This is a genomic window from Enterococcus sp. DIV0421, assembly GCF_051713745.1.
Taxonomy (GTDB): domain Bacteria; phylum Bacillota; class Bacilli; order Lactobacillales; family Enterococcaceae; genus Enterococcus_D; species Enterococcus_D casseliflavus.
The window spans coordinates 2169299-2186986 of sequence record NZ_JBIOQM010000001.1 but is presented as its reverse complement, the minus strand read 5'-3'; the positions used below and the strand labels follow the sequence as shown (position 1 = coordinate 2186986).

Genomic DNA, 17688 nt, shown 5'->3' with positions numbered 1-17688 from the left:
TTAACTTCAAAGTCAATGTTAAGGAGTGGAAAAAATGACCTATACAATATCCCAAGTTGCGAAAGCTTTAAATATCCCTACGTCAACCATCCGCTATTACGACAAAGAAGGCCTTTTGCCGACGTTGGCGCGCAAAGAATCTGGCTACCGTTTGTTTTCAGATACCGAAATTGAGATGCTGGAATTGATCGAATGTCTGAAGGAAACAGGCATGACCATTAAAGAGATCAAAGATTATGCACAATTGACACGCCTTGGTGATGACTCGCTGCAAGAACGCCATAAAATGTTTCTTGAACAAAAAAAAGCGCTGCAAGCGCAGATAGACGCTTTGCAGCAATCGATGGCGCTGATCGACCATAAGTGCTGGTATTATGAATCAGCGATCGCAGCCGGTACAGAACAAATCCATTTCCCAATCAAAATGTCATTGAGAAACAAAGAGAAGTTTCAAGCGCTCACCGCCCAAAGCGAAGATCGCTAACGTTATGTATCGTTCACAGGACTATCTGCCTGCTTCTAGTGACCCGAAGCAAACCTACTCTTGGTACTTTTCAAATACTTGCTTGTCTGCTAGTGAATAGACTTGTTCATACAAATAATCAAAGAGGGTATTCATGTTTTCTTTCGTATCGCTCACTTCATCAAGGATCTCTTTTGCCGTACGATGAGCGATATTCAAGCGCATTTCAGCGTTGTAGATCATCCGTTCTGCTTCAACCTGCGCTTCTTCAAGCGTTCGATCTGCTTTCTTTCTAGCAAATAGCAAAATATCCCGCATTTCCGCTTGAAACTGCTGATTTTCTTTTTGTAACTCTTGGTTTTCTTTTTGCAGCTCATTGACTGTTTTGCGAAGCGCAGCGGCTTCTTCTTCCTGAACGCCTCGAGCCTGCTCCTCCAGCTGTGCTTCTTTTTCAGCGAGTTGGTTCGCCAGATTTGTGATGACTTCTTCTTTTTGGAGCAGCAGCTGTTTTTGTTCTTGGGCTTTGCTTTCATACCATTGTTTTTCTCTCGCCCAATCCAAGCGTTCAAAAATCGCTTTTTCTTTCACTTGCTGGATATCCGATTGTGAGCGATGCAAGGCTTCTGCATGGAGCCGTTTTTCAAGTTCGGTGATTCTCGTACGTGCCAATGCTAACTCTTGATGGGTTTGTTCAAAGCACATATCTGCTGGTAGGTCAGGCGCCAGCTCCAACTGCTCCTTGTTGGCTTCTGCGCTAAACTCTTCAAAGGAACGTTTTTCTTGATAGCCGTGTAAGGGCGCATTGACGGTGTCATTGCGCTTTTTGGTGCTTTTACGCTTTTTCTTCCCTTTACTGCTTGTCGGATGTGGCATGCCCGTTTCTGACGACCAAGATTGCGCAGAGTGCTTAGGCGATCCTTTTGGCCCTGATCGTTCCTCTAGCCCTGCTTGTGCGGAGGGAGACGGTGCCAGCGCCTGCCCGCTTCGTTGCCCCTGCTTTTTGCCTTTTTGGGGTTTACTACTGGTATCCGTTAGCCCTTGATCGTTACTCGTAGCCTTCTTTTTTGAGGTATCGGCGATCGTTTCTTTCGCTGGTCCACTGACAACAGCTGCCTCAGCAGATCCGTTGTCTTTCTCATACGTTTCTTCAAATCCTTTTAATTCTTTCAATGATACTTGGTTCATTTCATCGAATAGCGTCTGAGCAGAAAACCACCCACGCCCCTTCTTCTTACTCATCCCATGAATCCCTCCCTTTCATCAATAACTCTTTTGATTGTTTCTTTCTAAGCGCCCGTGTCTGAAGCTTGAGCAAGCTCTTTTCGGTTGAGTACTTGCCACTGTCCCTGGGCATCGCGGACGATCGTTTGTTCAAATGACGTATCGGGCGCATCTGCTACTTGTAAAACGAAATGGCACCGTTGCACGCCTTGTGCCTGTGATAGATCATCGATGATTCGTTCCAAGTTGGCCTCCCAAGTGGAAAAATCGGCAACCGAGTGCAAATGACTGGCACTCGTTAAGGTGATTTCTTGCAGCGGTTGATCAATATGGATCAATACGACGGTCGGTCCTAAAAAGGGCGTCACTTGCGCCCCAAATTCTTCTTCTAGCTGAAAACGTGCTTCTCGATCATCCGCCATCAGCAGCGTCTGCCAAGCAAGGCTTTCAAAAGGGAGTCCCGCAGACGGGTACACCGATAACGATTGTTGCATCCCTTCCATCTGTTCTTTTTGTAAATGTAAGATTTCCTGTTTCAGCTGCTGGCTTTCCTTTTCAATCCTACGAACTTGCGTCTGTAAGGAAAAATGGGGAAAGGTAAAAAGCAGCAGACTTAAAAGAAACAGACCACTGACCATCAGCAACGCTAACGGATGTTCATTACGAATCTTATGCTTAAAAAAAGCCAGTTTTCTTTTTTCCAACTCCGTCATGTTTGTTTGCCGCTCAAGCCTTCGAACAAAGATTTCGAGGTATCCCCGTTGAGCAAGTACCCCGATCGCCACAAAACAAAGCAGCAGTATACTGCCATAAACCATCTTCACGGACATCCCCCTTTCCAGCTTTCGGTCTCTAAATAAGCCTCGATTTTCAATCCGACACGCTGACTGACCTCATTGAACTCTTAAAATAAATTCAAGACGACCCCACGAAGCGCCTCGCTCGTCACCATCCCAAATTCACGACTATCGATCGAGTGCATGATGGCATCCCCGACGACGAAATACTCACCTGGCTGCAAGATGCCCCCGATTGGCAGTTCCCTCGCCGTTTCTTGCGTCAGCGTAAAGGTATAGGAAAAATCATAATAGGAACCTGACGCACCCAATAGCAAGCGATTGCCACTGCGGGCATAAGAATCGCCAGGAACCCCGATCACTCGTTTTACGATCAGCCGCCCTTCATGCTCAAAAGCCACGAGGTCATAGCGATGGGGCAGCTGATTCTTTTGAATAACGACTAATTCGTTGTTTTGAATGATGGGGACCATCGACTCACCGCTGACCCGAGCAATCTTGTAGTTTGAAAAGAAAAAGAACAGCAGCAGTAGCAGACAACTTATTCCCAACACACGAAGTGTCCATTGCTTTTGGAATCGACCCATGATACCTGTTGCTCCTCTACCATAATTTTACGTCGTACGTAGCCTTTGACTGATTATACCGTTGACTCTACCGCTTTTAGCGAAGGGCAGATGTTGCTGGAAGCTCTTCACTAGGAATCGAGCCTTCACATGAACCAAGAAAATCGGCTAAAATTGCCTTGCCGAGGCGTTCGATGGAATTTGGCTCAATCGGTCGTTCCAACCGATAGATGGGCTGTTCCAATTCCAGCAAAAAGAGCGGTTGATCGGTGACCAACACCTGGCGGGCGGTGAAAATCGACAGCTCACTCGTAGCCTCGACGACGACATCCACTCCTTGTGCAACCAGCCAATCCCTCAGACGTTGCTTGATCCAGCCTTTGATTTTCTCATTTCCACTCAAATGATAGGTGATCATCAGCTGTTTGTTTTTTAACTGCTGCTTGTTTAAATACGTCTCCCCCAATGTCACCAAATAGTGAGAAGCAGCGCTAGAAAGTGCCGTAGACTTTCCAATACCAGACGCTGCTGGCTTTTGACGATCTCGCAGAAAAGAAGGTGGCACATGGAAGAGTCGATCCAATAACATGACTGCTAACGTCACTTGCACGAAGACGCGATCTTCTCTCAATGTCTCTGCTTGCTTAGGAAACGTCTCTCGCAAACTATCGATTGGATCAAAGGGCACCGTTTCTTCGACCCACGGATGTTTCAATAAAAACGAAAGTACCCCTTCATCTGCCATCATCAAAAACAATAGGACACACCGTTCTTGCTGCGACAAGGACCTGCAGACCTCCAAGCCTTCGATGACAAAGCCCGTTTTTTCAAGAAACAACCGACAAAAGTCAGCCATTTCCCAATTTTCCTCCAAGCGCCCACCTTGTTGCGCCCGCAAAAGAAAGACCTTCGTCCACTGCAGCGAAACCACTGGATCGATCGGCAAGGAGGGACGATACCGCAGTGTCAACGTCTCAGCCAGCTGCTCAAAGAGTTGGTGAGGCTGTTCCTCTTCCTCAAAATAAAAGGCTTTATAGAAATACCGTATATTTCCTTCTGCCCCTTCTAGGCACCACTGCTTTTTATTCAAAGTCAGCTCATAAGCAGCGAACAAGGTCTGAAGCTGGCGGCATTGTTTCAAAAAGGTTTGATTGCCTAATCCAGTGATGGCAGCCAGTTTTTCAGGTATCGCCGTTTCTTGCTGACACAAGAAATGCAGAAACAACAGATTTGGGTCATCCGCCAGCAATGCTCGCTTTTTTTCCTGATACTCCGCCAATTCTTGGATCACCAATTCATAGCCATTGCTGGCAGATGCGAGGATCGTCGAAGCCCCAAACCGTTGGCGTAGTTCCTCAATGTCTGAAATAATCGTCCGCCGTGAAGCGCCGCACGCTTGTGCCAGCTGTTGCCCACTTAAATGTCCGTAACATTCCAACTGCCGCAAAATCGTCAGTTGCCGTTTGCGCGTCATTGAAAATAAACTGTTCATCAATAAAGACGGCTTGTTTCTCATCGTTTCACCTCCCCACACATCCGAAAGAAGAGAAGCTGCAGGCAATTTCCAGCAGCTTCTGCTTGATTCTTATTAAAACCTCGTTTTTCTGCGCTCACATAATGGTATCAATGGTTTCCATCGAAACAACGCTTCCTCCCTTTTGCTTTCACTGCTCCTCTCACCAGTAAATCGATGGTCGCTAGCAGCAAAGCTCGGGTATTGCTGTCTGCCTGTCTGATTTTTCAAGAACAACTAAAAAAGCGTAACGGAACTGCAGCTGCCGCTTGCCTTTTTTCCATGAAGGAAACATCACCAGCTAAGCAAGACAAGGAAATACAAAACCTTTCTATCTTATGTGATCGCTCGTTTTTCTGTGTCTTTTCTTCTATTGCTCACTGTTTTCCTTAGCCTTTTTTTTCTTGTTAATGATTAAAACAACAACGATGATCAGCAACAAAACAAGTGCGGCGATTCCGCCTATCAGCCACCAATTTGTTTCTGGTTCCAATGTCACGTCTTCCTCATTCAAACGTCGAGCATCAGCAGCCGCAATCGTAAAGGGTTCTTCCTAATGCCATTCCTCCCCTTGTGAACGGGCCGTCATAGTCAGGACATAGTCTCCTGGACGGAAACGCTCGCCGTTTAGAGGGATTGGAAAATCCATATGGGAATTTGGTGCCATCTGCATGCTTGTGCGCTGCGTTTCATACAAGACGGTGTCGCTGCCGCTGGCACGAACCTCGGCATCAATTTCTATATGGTTGACGAAAGTCGGTGTGTAATTTTGAATCTTGGCACTGATCACGTTCCGATAATTGACTTGACTGGCAAAAACTTCCAGTAATTCAAGTCCCGGATCCGTTGACGAGCGGTTATTGCTTACGACGACTCCTAAAATAAAGGCAAACTCATTACGAATCCCGATTCCTTCTGTCTCCGCCTCCGCTGCCGCTGCATCGCGGACCTCTTCTACTCGGATCGATCCTGCCAGTACTCCTTCAAATTCTTCTTCAGGCATCGTCAGAGGAAGGGTAAGGATCTGTTCTTCTTGGGCTTCTAAGGTGATGACCCCGGGTGCTTCAATCAATTCGGCAATCGAGGCCGGCAATGTCGGATCAGGATATTCGGCATCACGACCGTATTCTACTACTCCGTTGACGTTGGTGAAGGCAGTATGAGCCGATACTTCGACGTCGATGGTTTCTTCCGATGTATTTTGGATGCGTAACTGCAATTCCTCTTGTTCCCCTGCGCCTAAATTCAGATCAAAATAGCCGCTGGCACCGCCTTCTATCTGGCTGTCAGGGAAAATCGGGGTGACAAAAAAATTCAACTCTGATTCTATGTCATCATTTGCTCGTACTGCTGTCGGCAAAGTAATCAATGAGCAAAGCACGATCATTGCAGTCAAAAGCCGCAGCCAGCGTTGGTTTGTTGGTTGTTCGATCACTGTTGGTTCTCCTTCCAAAAAAAGGCAGGAATAACGGTCTACTCCTGCCAGTTGTTTCACATTATTGTTGCGTTGCTTTAAAGATTAGTCTTCTTAGTCTGGTACTGTTTCGCCATTTCCATCCGTCGCACTTGTTAAATGCCAAGTTAGTGTTGCCGTATATTCAGCAGCTTGTGGTGTAGCCGTTCCCGGGATATGCAAGCGAATAGCTTGATTCAAAATTGGATTTGTTTCTGCCTCATAAGCAGCATTCAATTCCTCTTGATCCCCCCAGTAAATTGACGATACACCTTGCCCTTGCCCATCGGTAGCAGCCATCACTGTAACGTTGGTCGAGTTTGCAGGGACAATCAAACTCTCGTTTCCTAATTCGTCTGGTGTGGTAAATGCATTTGGAAGTAATTGCAGTAAATAAACCTTATCCTCATGGTCATCAGGCAGTGCCTTCAGCTCTTCCTCAGTGTAATCATTGTGAACAATGGTTGGATTAAGAAATTCTAAATAAGCACCTCTCAAATTACTCCCGCTTGATGTAGTAAACTCTGTTAAATCAAGATTCAGTTCCCACTGTGAATCAATCAACCCGCGAGTATCAACGATTTGTGCAAAGGATACATATGGTACTCTTACATCCTCGTCATTATCTCTTGTGATTTCCTCCTCATCATCACCGGTGACAAGCTTTTCATGTTCGGCGAATATTGGATAAAATTCATTAGCAGTTGAAATTCTTTGTATACCAAAATCAAATTTTTTCGGTACATGGGCAATCGTTAACGGTCCGGTTGGTGGATCTGGATCAACGATTGTTACTGGCGGATACGGTACAGGAGGAACGACCTCTACGCCCTCACCATCACCAGCTCGGAACTCAATATTGTTTTCTGTTTCCTGACTACGTCTTTCTCCACTCGGCTCTGGGTTCGGCGTTGGTTCCTCATCTGCTACTACTTGTACGCCACCTGCGAAGATCGTAGAGGTCAGTGCAGCGACTGTTGCTAAGCGAATCCATTTCATTTTTATTCCTTCTTTCTTTTAAATTAGTTTTTTTCATCGGCTTGCGCCGTTGGAACTGTTTCTCCTGATTGGGGGGTGGTGGTGCTCAATTGCCATGTCAATGTCGCCACATAGAGGGCTTCATCTTTGGCGGTGGCTCCCGGAATGAACAACTGGATCGCCTCATTGCGAACCACCGGCGCTTGGTCATGGAACTGTGCATTCAGCTCATCTTGATCGCCCCAAACAACGGATGAAGTGCCTGCCCCTTTGCCCGCATCGGCGGTCAGAACAGCTTGTGCCGCCCCATTGGCATCCAAACGTAAGCCCGCTTCATGGGCACTCGGTGCATTCTCTTGATTAAAACTGAGGTACTCGACTTCGCGTGAGGCAAAGATGATTTGCGCCCCTCGCAGTTCATTGTGCTGCGTCCCAGACTCAAACGCACTCAATGCCACCGTCAAACGCCAGCCAGCATTTGACCCACGGGTATCTTGTACTTGGGCGAAGGAAACATAGGGCACTTTGTTTTCTTCCCCTTGGGTATCGGCTAGTTGTTGTTTTTCTGCCACCATCGAATAGACAGCATCGCGGTTGGAGATTTCTTGGGTACCAAAATCCAAAGTCGGCGCATAAGCGATCGTCAATGGCCCTGTTTGTCCGTCTGGTCTGATCGGCGGGATCTCCACATCCGGTCCTTCTGGTCCTGGATCAGGTGGGATGACTTCCGTCGGGTCTCGGTCATTGGGCACAAAGCTGACTTGACCATCGGTTTCAGCGACTCTTACTTCAGCGGCGGTCCCTTGGAACCCGCCAATCAAAAGGGTTGCGGCAAGTATGGTACTCGTTGCAAATCGCAAAAATCTCATAAGATCATTCCCTTATTCTCTCTTGCTCAATTTTTCTGGTGTTCGTGAGGTTGCTTGTTCTTTTTGGTACCTGCGTGTCTTCTTCACTGTTGCATAGCCAGCGATCAATAGCAGCAAGGATCCGAGTGCCGTGGCACTGGAACTTTTTCGGGTATTCGTCTGGGGCAAACGTCCCCCATCGCCGCCAGGCTGTGACGGTCCGCTCGGTGGTGAAGGTTCTGGTTTGTCTGTTTCATAGACACCCGTGAACTGCACTGAGCCTTCTGTATCGACGGAACGCTGCTCTTGTGCCGAAACCAAAATCGTCGACGCACTGATCACTTGAAAAAAAGCAGCGAAGATCATCAGGTGGACCCAAACATTCCCCCTCGCTTTTTTCATTCTCCCTCCCCCTTTTTGACATCATCAAGCCTAAAAACCACCATTTTTTAGACACCCTCACTTAGACGGTAACCTTGAACAAAGTCGATTGGTCTTTGTTTCAGTTGGCTTTCAAAAACGCTGGTTTTTATCCTCGATATACTTCATTATAGCTATCTTTGTGATGCGGGAAAAATCAATAAATTCACTGGCTGATGAAATCGATGCCTGAATAAAAAAACAAACCCCCGTTTTAAACAAAACATGTATCTTGAGTTCTTGCTAAAACGAGAAATCCTTTGCATACCTAAAAACCCTTGCTATCAAAAGAAATTAAAACAAATCACTAAAAAGTATCTGCACTCATGTTTTTGCAATAACCGAAATAAAATAACAGTAAAAAAAGAGAGAGGAACATTCTTACTAATAAGGACGTTCCTCTCTTTCTAACGAACACCCCTATACTAAATTTTTGAGGTGTCATTTTTTTTGTGCCGCTTTCTTAGAGTTGCTAAACTGATTACAACGAGAACCATGCCTAGCAATGGCAACCTTCTGCTCGTTTCGCTATTTGTCTGGGGCAAACGAGCGGGTGGTTCCTTCTCGGGTGGTTCCTCAACGATTCGCTCCTCAATGATCGATTCTTCTACCTTCGGCTCGCCAATTTGACCCTGCACTTTCATTTGCCCTTCATTTTGCTGAACAGCCGTCGCTGCCAATGCAGGTGATGCAGTCAAAACAAAGAGTGAGCCGATGGTTAGTGCAGCTCTTAAGAATTTTGGCTTCATCTGTTTGTCCTCATAGATTTCTTAGCTAAATGGATTTCCATCACGATCTAATGGAACGAATTTTAAGTGCAGCTCGAATTCCGGGTACATATTATATTCTTTTTCAACCGGCGTGGCATTCCCTGTGAAAAAGAGAGTATTTACAGAATCTATATCCGTACGGTCCGTTAGTACGAATAATTCCTTCGGCGGGTCAAACTCCGAATCCGGAACGATTTTTCCATCGATAATCACGGGAAATAATTTATTGACCTCCAAATAATCAACTTCTTCCATATCTCTTGCCTCACTCACCCTAGTGACTAAGACTTGCACCGGTCGTCCGGAGTGGTTCACAAACTCGTGTTCAGGGGACATGATTTCTCGATGGTCAGACCATCGGGTCGTATAAAAGAGCGTTCTTGCTGGGAATGTTACATTGATCCATTGATTAATATCTGGTGGATTAGGCTGGGAAATATCTGTATTATCAAATTCACCGATAATTCCGTCCACTTGGAGTGAGCTTTCATTCCCTTGACCATCATTTCCATTAATATGCCTGTACTCATCTGCAAGAACTTGCCCGACACCGCCAAGCAATGCCATCGTCGTAAAACACGCAGCAGCGGCTTTTTTCATTTTTTTCATTTCCTTTTCCTCCTAAAATAATTTAATTGTTAACAAAAATTTTTACCTGTGCATGGGTAGTTCTTAGCCTTTCCAGGGTATCTGGATCAAAAATATGCACGTCTGCTCTGGTCAGGTATTCTCCCGCTTCTAAAGGAATCAGCAAACGAGCAGAGGTCACTTCTTGATTGGGTAAAATACCACCTGATTCATAGATTAGTTCCCCCGTCTCTTCTAAAAACAACTCCAACGCAATAGGGTACACATTTGTCCCGGGATTGATGATCTGAATACTGCCTTCGCTTTCTCCGTCTTCAAAATAGGCTTCTGGATTAAGGTTCAATGTAAAATAATCGGCATCTGCGATCTCCTGCGCCCGTTCTGCCAATTCACGATCGGTGGCGTCAATGATATCTGGCATCAAATCGCGACTGGCTAGCGGAGTAGGCGTACTTTGATTGTTTAAGTAATACCAAACACCCCCTAGACCCAACAACAATAAAAGCAATAACCATAACAACCACTTTTTCTTCTTTTGCTCTTTTTCTTCCATCCTTTTTCACCTCTATGTTCTCCTTGGGCAATCCTTAGCAATCGTGTTTCACCAAATGAAATCATTCCTGAATAGATCGCCTTTTCAACGCTTTCGTCCTTCATGCTTTCGTTATTTATTTTTTGTTGTCAACGATCGATTGTTTTTGTTCGCTAGTATCCTGTCCTATTTCTTCCTATTTATTAGCAGCTTCACTTACTTCTTTAAAATGATTGCTTTTTCCCAAACAAAAGTGTCGGTTTGTGAACCAGCCGAATCTTCCCTGAGAAGAGTTCCTTGGATCGATAAAATGACAACGGTCGATTCCATTTTTCCTTTCCTGTTTCCTTCTCGTCGAGTGAAGCGCAGCGAAGCAATTGCTTCCTCACCATACATCCTCTAGCAAACATGTGAAAATATGAGCGAAAAATAGCCTTTCGTTCAAGAAAAAAGAACTAGATTGCCTAATCCTTGCCTCTTTTTTCCCATCAAACCTAGGCAGAGCAAAGCAGCACTTTGATCGAATCAAGCGAATCCTTGTTGACGCTATCATTATAACGAGCTTTTTCTCAAAACTGAAATCAAGGATTTCACTGCCCAGTGAATTATGTGCATGAACTAGTTTTAAACGAAAAAATAACCAATGATTTAGCTGCTAAGACGGTTGATGTAGAGAGATTTTTCACAATCTCCCTCTTTCTCTCCCACATCTCTTTTTTCGCTCCGCTACGTGCTGAGAAGCTCGCCTGATGCGACAGAAACCTTAAGAATTTCTCAATTTCCTCTAAAAAACACTCCGCTGATGGTTTGAAAAAAGCCCCATTTGTTTGCACTAAAAAAGCAGCAAACGTCACTCCTTGATTTTCACCAAAAGGAGAAGCATTTGCTACCAATTCTCTTATGTTAAGTAGCCCCTACGAAAAGGATCGTCTGGGTCATTTCATTTATGTATGCTGTTTCTTACAAACAAGCTATTTCTTCCTATAAAAAAACGCTTCTTTGCAGATCCATGTGCTTTACCTATTGATCATTCTCCTAAAGATTGCTTCTCTTTCCTTGTCCTGTAGCGCTGCACCCAAAAATACATAACCAGCAGAAAGAAATAACCCAGCAAAAGAATGATTTGTCCCAATTGAAACCAGCTGCGAAGGATCACAGATATGCTGGGAAAGAAATAATATATGCCATATTGTGTCACCGATATGCCTACCGATAAGCAGGCAAAAATGATAAAAAGTTTCATTCCATTGATGTCCTACCTTCATACGCTTTTTGTATTCTTTGTGACTTGCCTTACTATAACTTGTCTTACAAGGTACCTCGTTTCGCCGAAAAGGTCAACCAGCGTTCGTCATTGCCACGATCCTGACCCGTCAGTCTAACGTTTCTAAAAAAGCTCTTACTCAAGCAAGGAAGACCAACCAATTGCCTTCCCCACTGCGTTGTTTGAGTAGCCCTTTTGCTCTTGGTTATTCTCAAGGGTCCTTACCACCTGAAAATCGTCCGTTTCGCCCCACTACTACTCTTCATTTCTATCCCAAAAACGCTCTATCTATAAAACTTCCCCAATAGTCTATTGCTCGTCATCGTTTTCCATTTATCGCAAGCTTTTCTCCCAATTCTCAGACACAACTCGGCGCACCAAGAATGAATGTTCAGGACTCTGCTAAATGTTCGCTCAAATAAATCAAGCCCATTTTAGGTTTTTGCGTTAGCTTTGCCCCCGTGATTTCACGATAAAAATACTTATGGTCATTTTCAATCATTTCAATGACTTCTTCCTCACTCATCCCAAGGTCATCTAGCAATCCTTCTTTGCGATTGTTGCTGATTTCCATCAATATTTGCAATTGTGCATCAATCGCCAATAAGTTGCCCCATTGAACAAACAGGTTTTCTTCCTTGCTATGAAAAATCGTTAAAAACTCTTTTGCTAACCGGTGATAAAAGGCATTTAGTTTTGGAAAAAAGCGTAACACCCCTTGTTTTTCTAGCTCTGTTTGAAAATGCGCCAAATATTCTTCTGCTCCCGCTATCTTTTCTGCCAGCATATTAGCCTCCTCGTAATCTATCTGTACGATCGTTCCCAGTTTCCCTCTTCTAGTAACCGTAAATTTTCTTCAACCAATCTCTTTTCCTTCTATCTCATTCGTGGACAGCCTTCAACGACATTGCATTTCTAGGTATTGATGGCACATTCACGCATTTGCTAGTTCCATTTATTTTCCATCTTCTCTCTTTTGATCCAACCAACAATTCACAGGTTTCCTCTTGAGAAAAAACAAATACTCCTAAGCATCGGACTATGGTTTCACTATAGCGTCAAATCTCATTAAAAAAAAATAGCAATTTTCACCTGTCGGTGAAAAAACCTACATTGTTCAAAATAGTTTCAAACGTTTACATCCATTAGAATAATAAAAACTTTTTATTTAGTCAAATAAATTAAAAATAAACATAAAAATTGAAGTATTTTAAGCAATTGTTTATAATATGATTAATTCTTTTTAAAATTCAACGGGGGCATCTATGAAAAATTTTCAGTTAAAATTTATCAAAAATCGTTCTTTAATTCGACGATTGCAATTATTAAATGAATTTGAGAAGAATCCGTCTTCAACATTGGGCGATTTATCAGAAGTAACAAAAAGCAGTACTCGCACGATCATTGCGGACATTGCTATGATTCGTGAACATTTCAATGATGCAATCGAAATCTACTCCTCGAAGTTTGGTTATTTATTTGAAGAACTGGATCCCGAGGCATATATCAAACAAAAACAAAATTTAGTCAAAGATGAACCTTTTTTTATGATTCTCGAAAGTATTTTTTTCGATGAATTACAATCGGTGCTGGATTGGAGCCTGACCCTTAATCTTTCTGAACAAGCATTGCTTGGCTACTTAAAAAAAATGAATGGCTTATTAAAGCCCTTCAACCTTCGCCTATCAACGAATCCTGTCACACTGGTGGGTTCCGAGATCGATATTCGCCGCTTTTTTTGTCTGTTTTATTATGAGTCCGATATCAATGTCAATACGATCTTCCCGTCATTGGATGTCCAAGATGCCGTGATTGAGATCACGAATCTTTTGCATTCAAAAAAACAGCCAGCTTCTACCTTTTCTTACTTTTCCTATATTCTCTACATTACGCTGGAACGCAGCAAGAAAGGGTTGCAGGTCGAACTTTCTCCTGAGATGAAGGAGATTTTTTATGCTTACGATTCATTGATTTCACCCGATACGTTGACGGAGATCCTTTATTCTTATTTTCATTATCGCCTACCTGAAGATGAAATCATTTATTTGCTTCTTTGCCTTATCTGTCGCCGAAAAATCAATCATCCTTCGATCGAAGAGTTTTGCCAAACCTACAATCGCTGGCCTGAGATCAAACAAGTGGCAAAAGATTTCTATGCCATCAATCGTGGCAATTCCTACGATGAACAAAAAGACTTGCACTGGTTAGAGTCGTTTTTTACGATCGTGAAAATACGCGACATGCTCTCTCCCATCATGAACGTCAATATTGACGATCTTACCCAATTCGTCAAAGACAAGTTTTCCTACGAATATAAGAGAAACTATGCATTTTTGGCAAAGCATAAGCTAGTCAAAAAGCTCTATTCGCCTTCCTATCTCGAAGACTTTTGTGCCAGTCTAACGATTCACATGGAAGCGATCAAAGAAGAAAATTGGGGGACACAACGGACGATCGCCGTAATTTTTGAAGGAAATGAATATGTCTGCGAATATGCCGAAAGTATCGTACGGAAATATCTAGGACGCTTCCACACGTTGTATTATCCTGATGCCAGCGAACTCTCCCCAGCCTATTTAAAGGAAAAGCAAATTGATCTGCTAGTAACCAACTATTCGGAATATACGATGGAATATTTGCTTGAAGTCGAGTGTATCCTGCTAAAATCTTTTCCAGATGCCACGGATTGGAATCGATTACTTAACCAAATCAATCCACGAATCTTGCGTCTAGTCGTTTTGAACAACGCGTAGGACATTTTCTCGGGCACTATTTTGCGGAATCGTTACAGCTGCAAATCGTTATTTTATAAGAGCATCTCCTACACAACGAGTGGTTGAAACTCTGATCGATCAAGCCGATCAGAGTGTTCATTTCTCGCTGAGGTAGATCAACCCATGGGGCGCTTTTTGGTTCGTACCGATCCCTGCCATTTGTCGGTAATAGACATTTTTGTCCTTTTTGATCATTTTGACGATCTCTTCTTCTGCCAATTCGATTTCTTTAAAAAAGTCCGAAAAAAAGCAAAATAAAAGAAATTCCTTGTAATTTTACACATCTTCTAAAAAAATTCATTTTTCTTTGGTATACTAAATATAGATCTGCGTATCATTAGATTTACGTTGCCCGTTAGTGAAGTTTCAGACAACGTTTCTTTATGGGGGATAGATAAAAAATGGAAGAGAAAAAGATTTTTGAGAAGCGGTGGTTATTAGCTACCAGTGAACAACGAGAGAAATACCATGCCTTGATTGCCTCTTACCCTTCAATCGAATGGACATTTAAAGAAAAAAGCTACCTTTTATGGCTTTGTCAGTTAGATAGTGATACGTTCAAAACCTTTGAAGCGATTTTTGATAAACTAGTAAATGCCAACTAATTATTTGAGCATAGGCTGTTCTTTCACCAAAACAACCCAATCTTTTGGTATTCAGGAACAGTGGGCATATTTTCAGATAACTCCCTTTTTTATTAGACAAACGAATAAAAGCCGCACCCGTCGATCGTAACGGTTGCGGCTTTTCTCTTTGATCTATCCACCTATGTCCTCGTCATGCTGTTTTGCAACACGTGTATCACGTTGTGGGAACGCTTAACGCTTGCCCTAACTGAGGATCGATTTTTTCAATCACTCGTAGCCAATCTTGATGATCGGGAATTGCTTTAAGTAAAAGAGAGTCAGTCGATAAGATGAACTCTGATAAATATTCACTATAATTCGTGACCACAAGATCAATGGCGTTTTCCTTCAAATAATCGCTCGTCAATTCATTGATTTTTGGAAAAAATACCCGATGATCATTGCCGACATAACGCAAGAAGCGCGCACGAATCGTGTGACAGGCATAGAGATCGCCTTCTATTATCAACGCGATCCGTTTGACTTTTTGAGCATAAAGCTCCCTGATTGCTTCACTGTAAAGGGTCAGTGCCGCACAAATATCTGACAGATACTCCTGTTTGATCCCTAGAATCGCTTGGTGCTGCTTCATAAATGCCAGATTTTTTTGATAAGCAGCAGAACCATGCTTTTGCGCTTCATTTTTTACTTCTGTTAGCAAGTGATTTAAAACGGGCGCCAGCTGCTCATTGATTTTCTTTGACAGAAAAAAGGCGTGGATCATCGTCTGGACTTGTTGAGGCTCTTGAAAGGAAATGCCCCATTCTTGCACGAAGCGCTGACTCAGTTCTTCGAGTTCAGGATACAGCCCAAACGCTGCAACGAATTGCTGCTCTTTTTCAGGCTCGGTCAAAGTTCGTTTCATCACGGTCACTAAATAAAGCCACATCATTTCTTGTTGCGGTAGTCTTACTCGGTATAGCGCTTCGATTTTAGGTGCTAAATTCTTCATTATCGCAAACGCCTCATGCGTTTCGACGATTGCTGCCAACGATCGAGGAATCTGAACGGTCTTTCCCAGTTGATAGCGCTTGATCGCAATATACAAACTATAATAAAAATCACTCGGAGAAACGCCTGTATTCACCAGCGCTGTGGGAATTTTTGAGAAGGCATCACTGACTAACGCAATCAGTTCTTTGGGGGGCAAGAGCGTATGCGGCGTGACATCTGATTCGTAATAAAAATCTTTAAAAAACTTGCGAATATTGGCTTCTGATCCACTCAAATTGACCGGTTGCAAGATCCACTCCAAATGATACTTTCGTAACGTCGCAGAAGCGGTATTCAAATAGCGACGCATCGTACTTTCTGATACATACAAGCGCTGCGCCCACTCTTCAACCGAACAGAATTCCCCGTGGAAAATGGCTTCCACGATTTGATACATGCCTTCTTCTGCAACAAGCTCCTTTTTTTGAGACAAGTATCTTTTCGGATCAGTTTCCCTAAAATGATAGCCATTGGCTTCAAGAGTAAATTCCGCTGCCTCCTGCAGATAGGTTTTCAATTCCTTGATGTCAGAGCTGATCGTCCTTTGGGTCACATCAAGCTTGTTGGCTAAACTTGCGATGGAACAAGTCCGTTCTCGCTCAAAGGTATTTAACATTTGAAGCCATCGAACGGTCGTTTTGTTTAGCATAAAATTTAACTGCAATTCTCTCATTTTGCCCTCCGTGTTTCTCCTTCACCGATTGGTTTCTTTTCTATAGTACAATATTTGCGTCTATAAAAAAACCTTCCTATTTCCCAAATTTACTTAAGTTGGTGTTAGAATATGTACTTAAGTGAACAAACAAGGTATTCTCTATGTAGACTCTTTTGTGCAACTGGAGGAATTTGTATGACAAATATGGTTTATGGATACGCCCGTGTATCCACAAGACAACAGGATCTCTCTCGTCAATTGGATTTACTTGACCGGTATGAATGCAACAAAATTTATACTGAAAAGATCAGTGGTGTACGCGCAAATCGTCCTGAATTAAATAAACTAAAAAAACGAGTGAAAGAAAACGATAAAATCATTATTGAAAGTTTCTCGCGGCTAGGAAGAAGTACCAAAGACCTGATTGATCTCGTCTACTTTTTCGAAAAGAAAGGTGTAAAAGTCATCAGTATCAAAGAAAATTTTGATACACAAACCCCTCAAGGAAAATTAATGATGACTGTTTTCCAAGCCTTCAGCCAATTCGAACGAGACATCATCGTTGAACGGACCAAAGAAGGCTTAGAATCCGCACGTGCTAGAGGAAATATTGGCGGTCGTCCACGAATCGATCCCGCACTGATCCAACACGCATTGAACCTTTATCAAAAGGAAGGAAAAGCCGTTGTGGATATCTGTGCCCAAACAGGCTTAAAGCGCTCGACTTTTTATCGCTATCTTAGTCTGGAGAAGGATGAGGTCATTTCATAAATACACGTGCTGGCTGAACTTAGTACTTTCGGCTGCTCACTATATAAAAAACAGGACGAACATTGCTGATGTTTGTGATTGCTTAAAGATCGATATTTGTTCTCTTAAAGCAATTCATCCAGCTTGTTCGTCCTGTATGTTTTATTCTGCTAGCTTTTCTGCTGATCCTATTGTTGTTTTCTCCATGATTTCTTACGGTACAAGAGCACTAGTACGCCGATTAAGAATAAGATACCTGTCACACTTAGCATGACACTGCTTGTTTCTCCTGTGTCCATGCTTCCTGTTGAATCTGTCAGCAAGGGAACCGATGAGTCTATTGATGGTGTTTGCTGCTCTGTTTGTTGTGTTTCTGTTGCCTGAGCGATCGGCCATGTGCTTGGAAAGGTTGTCCCTAAAATCAGCATCCCTACTAAAGCGCTCTTACTTATAACTACGTGTTTTTTCATTTTCATT

General features: G+C 43.2%; 19 protein-coding genes and 1 pseudogene. 4 read left to right on the top strand and 16 right to left on the bottom strand.

What is annotated here, in order from left to right; all coding sequences use genetic code 11:
* The first annotated feature begins 34 nt into the window (after positions 1 to 34).
* The gene (locus tag IGI96_RS10530) at positions 35 to 484 is read left to right on the top strand and encodes a MerR family transcriptional regulator (protein ID WP_015509014.1); all 450 of its coding nucleotides are present in this window, start codon (positions 35 to 37) and stop codon (positions 482 to 484) included.
* Positions 485 to 538: 54 nt separating this feature from the next.
* Here IGI96_RS10530 and IGI96_RS10525 read toward each other — a convergent pair whose 3' ends face one another.
* The 13 genes and pseudogenes from IGI96_RS10525 to IGI96_RS10465 all read right to left on the bottom strand — a co-directional run bounded on the left by IGI96_RS10525 (position 539) and on the right by IGI96_RS10465 (position 12200).
* Positions 539 to 1702 (bottom strand): hypothetical protein, encoded by a 1164-nt coding sequence (locus IGI96_RS10525; protein WP_086339131.1) that lies wholly within the window; start codon positions 1700 to 1702, stop codon positions 539 to 541.
* Between the two features lie 47 nt (positions 1703 to 1749).
* On the bottom strand, positions 1750 to 2514 hold the full coding sequence (locus tag IGI96_RS10520) for a hypothetical protein (protein ID WP_086339130.1): 765 nt from the start codon (positions 2512 to 2514) through the stop codon (positions 1750 to 1752).
* A gap of 74 nt (positions 2515 to 2588) precedes the next feature.
* Entirely contained in the window at positions 2589 to 3068 is a 480-nt protein-coding gene (gene lepB / locus IGI96_RS10515; protein WP_086339129.1) for a signal peptidase I, read from the bottom strand.
* Between the two features lie 76 nt (positions 3069 to 3144).
* Positions 3145 to 4563: a helix-turn-helix domain-containing protein gene (locus IGI96_RS10510; protein ID WP_086339128.1), complete on the bottom strand. Its 1419-nt coding sequence runs from the start codon at positions 4561 to 4563 to the stop codon at positions 3145 to 3147.
* A gap of 367 nt (positions 4564 to 4930) precedes the next feature.
* A pseudogene (locus IGI96_RS10505) lies at positions 4931 to 5995 on the bottom strand (DUF916 and DUF3324 domain-containing protein).
* Positions 5996 to 6088: 93 nt separating this feature from the next.
* Positions 6089 to 7012, bottom strand: a complete 924-nt coding sequence (locus tag IGI96_RS10500) for a WxL domain-containing protein (RefSeq protein ID WP_086339127.1) — start codon at positions 7010 to 7012, stop codon at positions 6089 to 6091.
* A gap of 23 nt (positions 7013 to 7035) precedes the next feature.
* Complete coding sequence (locus IGI96_RS10495) at positions 7036 to 7860, bottom strand: WxL domain-containing protein (protein ID WP_086339126.1); 825 nt, start codon at positions 7858 to 7860, stop codon at positions 7036 to 7038.
* 12 nt (positions 7861 to 7872) lie between these two features.
* On the bottom strand, positions 7873 to 8241 hold the full coding sequence (locus IGI96_RS10490) for an LPXTG cell wall anchor domain-containing protein (RefSeq protein ID WP_086339125.1): 369 nt from the start codon (positions 8239 to 8241) through the stop codon (positions 7873 to 7875).
* Positions 8242 to 8684: 443 nt separating this feature from the next.
* Positions 8685 to 9008 carry an LPXTG cell wall anchor domain-containing protein gene (locus tag IGI96_RS10485; protein WP_086339124.1) on the bottom strand — a complete coding sequence of 108 codons (324 nt, stop codon included), beginning with the start codon at positions 9006 to 9008 and terminating at the stop codon, positions 8685 to 8687.
* Positions 9009 to 9029: 21 nt separating this feature from the next.
* Complete coding sequence (locus IGI96_RS10480; RefSeq protein ID WP_086339123.1) at positions 9030 to 9638, bottom strand: hypothetical protein; 609 nt, start codon at positions 9636 to 9638, stop codon at positions 9030 to 9032.
* 22 nt (positions 9639 to 9660) lie between these two features.
* Complete coding sequence (locus IGI96_RS10475) at positions 9661 to 10170, bottom strand: hypothetical protein (protein WP_086339122.1); 510 nt, start codon at positions 10168 to 10170, stop codon at positions 9661 to 9663.
* A 584-nt stretch (positions 10171 to 10754) separates the two neighbouring features.
* Complete coding sequence (locus IGI96_RS10470; protein WP_086339121.1) at positions 10755 to 11042, bottom strand: hypothetical protein; 288 nt, start codon at positions 11040 to 11042, stop codon at positions 10755 to 10757.
* Between the two features lie 762 nt (positions 11043 to 11804).
* Positions 11805 to 12200 (bottom strand): DUF7006 family protein, encoded by a 396-nt coding sequence (locus IGI96_RS10465; protein ID WP_005227597.1) that lies wholly within the window; start codon positions 12198 to 12200, stop codon positions 11805 to 11807.
* Between the two features lie 478 nt (positions 12201 to 12678).
* Between IGI96_RS10465 and IGI96_RS10460 the strand changes: the two genes are divergently transcribed.
* Complete coding sequence (locus IGI96_RS10460) at positions 12679 to 14166, top strand: helix-turn-helix domain-containing protein (RefSeq protein WP_086339119.1); 1488 nt, start codon at positions 12679 to 12681, stop codon at positions 14164 to 14166.
* A gap of 117 nt (positions 14167 to 14283) precedes the next feature.
* Here IGI96_RS10460 and IGI96_RS10455 read toward each other — a convergent pair whose 3' ends face one another.
* The gene (locus tag IGI96_RS10455) at positions 14284 to 14406 is read right to left on the bottom strand and encodes a DUF7006 family protein (RefSeq protein WP_254907890.1); all 123 of its coding nucleotides are present in this window, start codon (positions 14404 to 14406) and stop codon (positions 14284 to 14286) included.
* 182 nt (positions 14407 to 14588) lie between these two features.
* On the opposite strand from IGI96_RS10455, the gene IGI96_RS10450 reads away from it, so the two are divergent.
* Entirely contained in the window at positions 14589 to 14792 is a 204-nt protein-coding gene (locus tag IGI96_RS10450; RefSeq protein WP_005232004.1) for a hypothetical protein, read from the top strand.
* Between the two features lie 196 nt (positions 14793 to 14988).
* Here the strand turns inward: IGI96_RS10450 and IGI96_RS10445 are convergent, their stop codons facing one another.
* On the bottom strand, positions 14989 to 16479 hold the full coding sequence (locus IGI96_RS10445) for a helix-turn-helix domain-containing protein (RefSeq protein ID WP_034868770.1): 1491 nt from the start codon (positions 16477 to 16479) through the stop codon (positions 14989 to 14991).
* A 177-nt stretch (positions 16480 to 16656) separates the two neighbouring features.
* On the opposite strand from IGI96_RS10445, the gene IGI96_RS10440 reads away from it, so the two are divergent.
* The gene (locus tag IGI96_RS10440) at positions 16657 to 17232 is read left to right on the top strand and encodes a recombinase family protein (protein ID WP_086339118.1); all 576 of its coding nucleotides are present in this window, start codon (positions 16657 to 16659) and stop codon (positions 17230 to 17232) included.
* A 167-nt stretch (positions 17233 to 17399) separates the two neighbouring features.
* Here the strand turns inward: IGI96_RS10440 and IGI96_RS10435 are convergent, their stop codons facing one another.
* Positions 17400 to 17681 carry an LPXTG cell wall anchor domain-containing protein gene (locus tag IGI96_RS10435; RefSeq protein WP_254907889.1) on the bottom strand — a complete coding sequence of 94 codons (282 nt, stop codon included), beginning with the start codon at positions 17679 to 17681 and terminating at the stop codon, positions 17400 to 17402.
* Between the last annotated feature and the right edge of the window lie 7 nt (positions 17682 to 17688).

What these genes read in the sequence shown, in the direction of transcription:
- IGI96_RS10475 (WP_086339122.1), bottom strand. Translation starts at nt 10,170, where the DNA reads ATGGAAGAAAAAGAGCAAAAGAAGAAAAAGTGGTTGTTATGGTTATTG.
- IGI96_RS10450 (WP_005232004.1), top strand. Translation starts at nt 14,589, where the DNA reads ATGGAAGAGAAAAAGATTTTTGAGAAGCGGTGGTTATTAGCTACCAGT.
- IGI96_RS10440 (WP_086339118.1), top strand. Translation starts at nt 16,657, where the DNA reads ATGACAAATATGGTTTATGGATACGCCCGTGTATCCACAAGACAACAG.
- IGI96_RS10490 (WP_086339125.1), bottom strand. Translation starts at nt 8,241, where the DNA reads ATGAAAAAAGCGAGGGGGAATGTTTGGGTCCACCTGATGATCTTCGCT.
- IGI96_RS10435 (WP_254907889.1), bottom strand. Translation starts at nt 17,681, where the DNA reads ATGAAAAAACACGTAGTTATAAGTAAGAGCGCTTTAGTAGGGATGCTG.
- IGI96_RS10500 (WP_086339127.1), bottom strand. Translation starts at nt 7,012, where the DNA reads ATGAAATGGATTCGCTTAGCAACAGTCGCTGCACTGACCTCTACGATC.
- lepB (WP_086339129.1), bottom strand. Translation starts at nt 3,068, where the DNA reads ATGGGTCGATTCCAAAAGCAATGGACACTTCGTGTGTTGGGAATAAGT.
- IGI96_RS10495 (WP_086339126.1), bottom strand. Translation starts at nt 7,860, where the DNA reads ATGAGATTTTTGCGATTTGCAACGAGTACCATACTTGCCGCAACCCTT.
- IGI96_RS10530 (WP_015509014.1), top strand. Translation starts at nt 35, where the DNA reads ATGACCTATACAATATCCCAAGTTGCGAAAGCTTTAAATATCCCTACG.
- IGI96_RS10460 (WP_086339119.1), top strand. Translation starts at nt 12,679, where the DNA reads ATGAAAAATTTTCAGTTAAAATTTATCAAAAATCGTTCTTTAATTCGA.
- IGI96_RS10485 (WP_086339124.1), bottom strand. Translation starts at nt 9,008, where the DNA reads ATGAAGCCAAAATTCTTAAGAGCTGCACTAACCATCGGCTCACTCTTT.
- IGI96_RS10520 (WP_086339130.1), bottom strand. Translation starts at nt 2,514, where the DNA reads ATGTCCGTGAAGATGGTTTATGGCAGTATACTGCTGCTTTGTTTTGTG.
- IGI96_RS10445 (WP_034868770.1), bottom strand. Translation starts at nt 16,479, where the DNA reads ATGAGAGAATTGCAGTTAAATTTTATGCTAAACAAAACGACCGTTCGA.
- IGI96_RS10480 (WP_086339123.1), bottom strand. Translation starts at nt 9,638, where the DNA reads ATGAAAAAAATGAAAAAAGCCGCTGCTGCGTGTTTTACGACGATGGCA.
- IGI96_RS10510 (WP_086339128.1), bottom strand. Translation starts at nt 4,563, where the DNA reads ATGAGAAACAAGCCGTCTTTATTGATGAACAGTTTATTTTCAATGACG.
- IGI96_RS10465 (WP_005227597.1), bottom strand. Translation starts at nt 12,200, where the DNA reads ATGCTGGCAGAAAAGATAGCGGGAGCAGAAGAATATTTGGCGCATTTT.
- IGI96_RS10525 (WP_086339131.1), bottom strand. Translation starts at nt 1,702, where the DNA reads ATGAGTAAGAAGAAGGGGCGTGGGTGGTTTTCTGCTCAGACGCTATTC.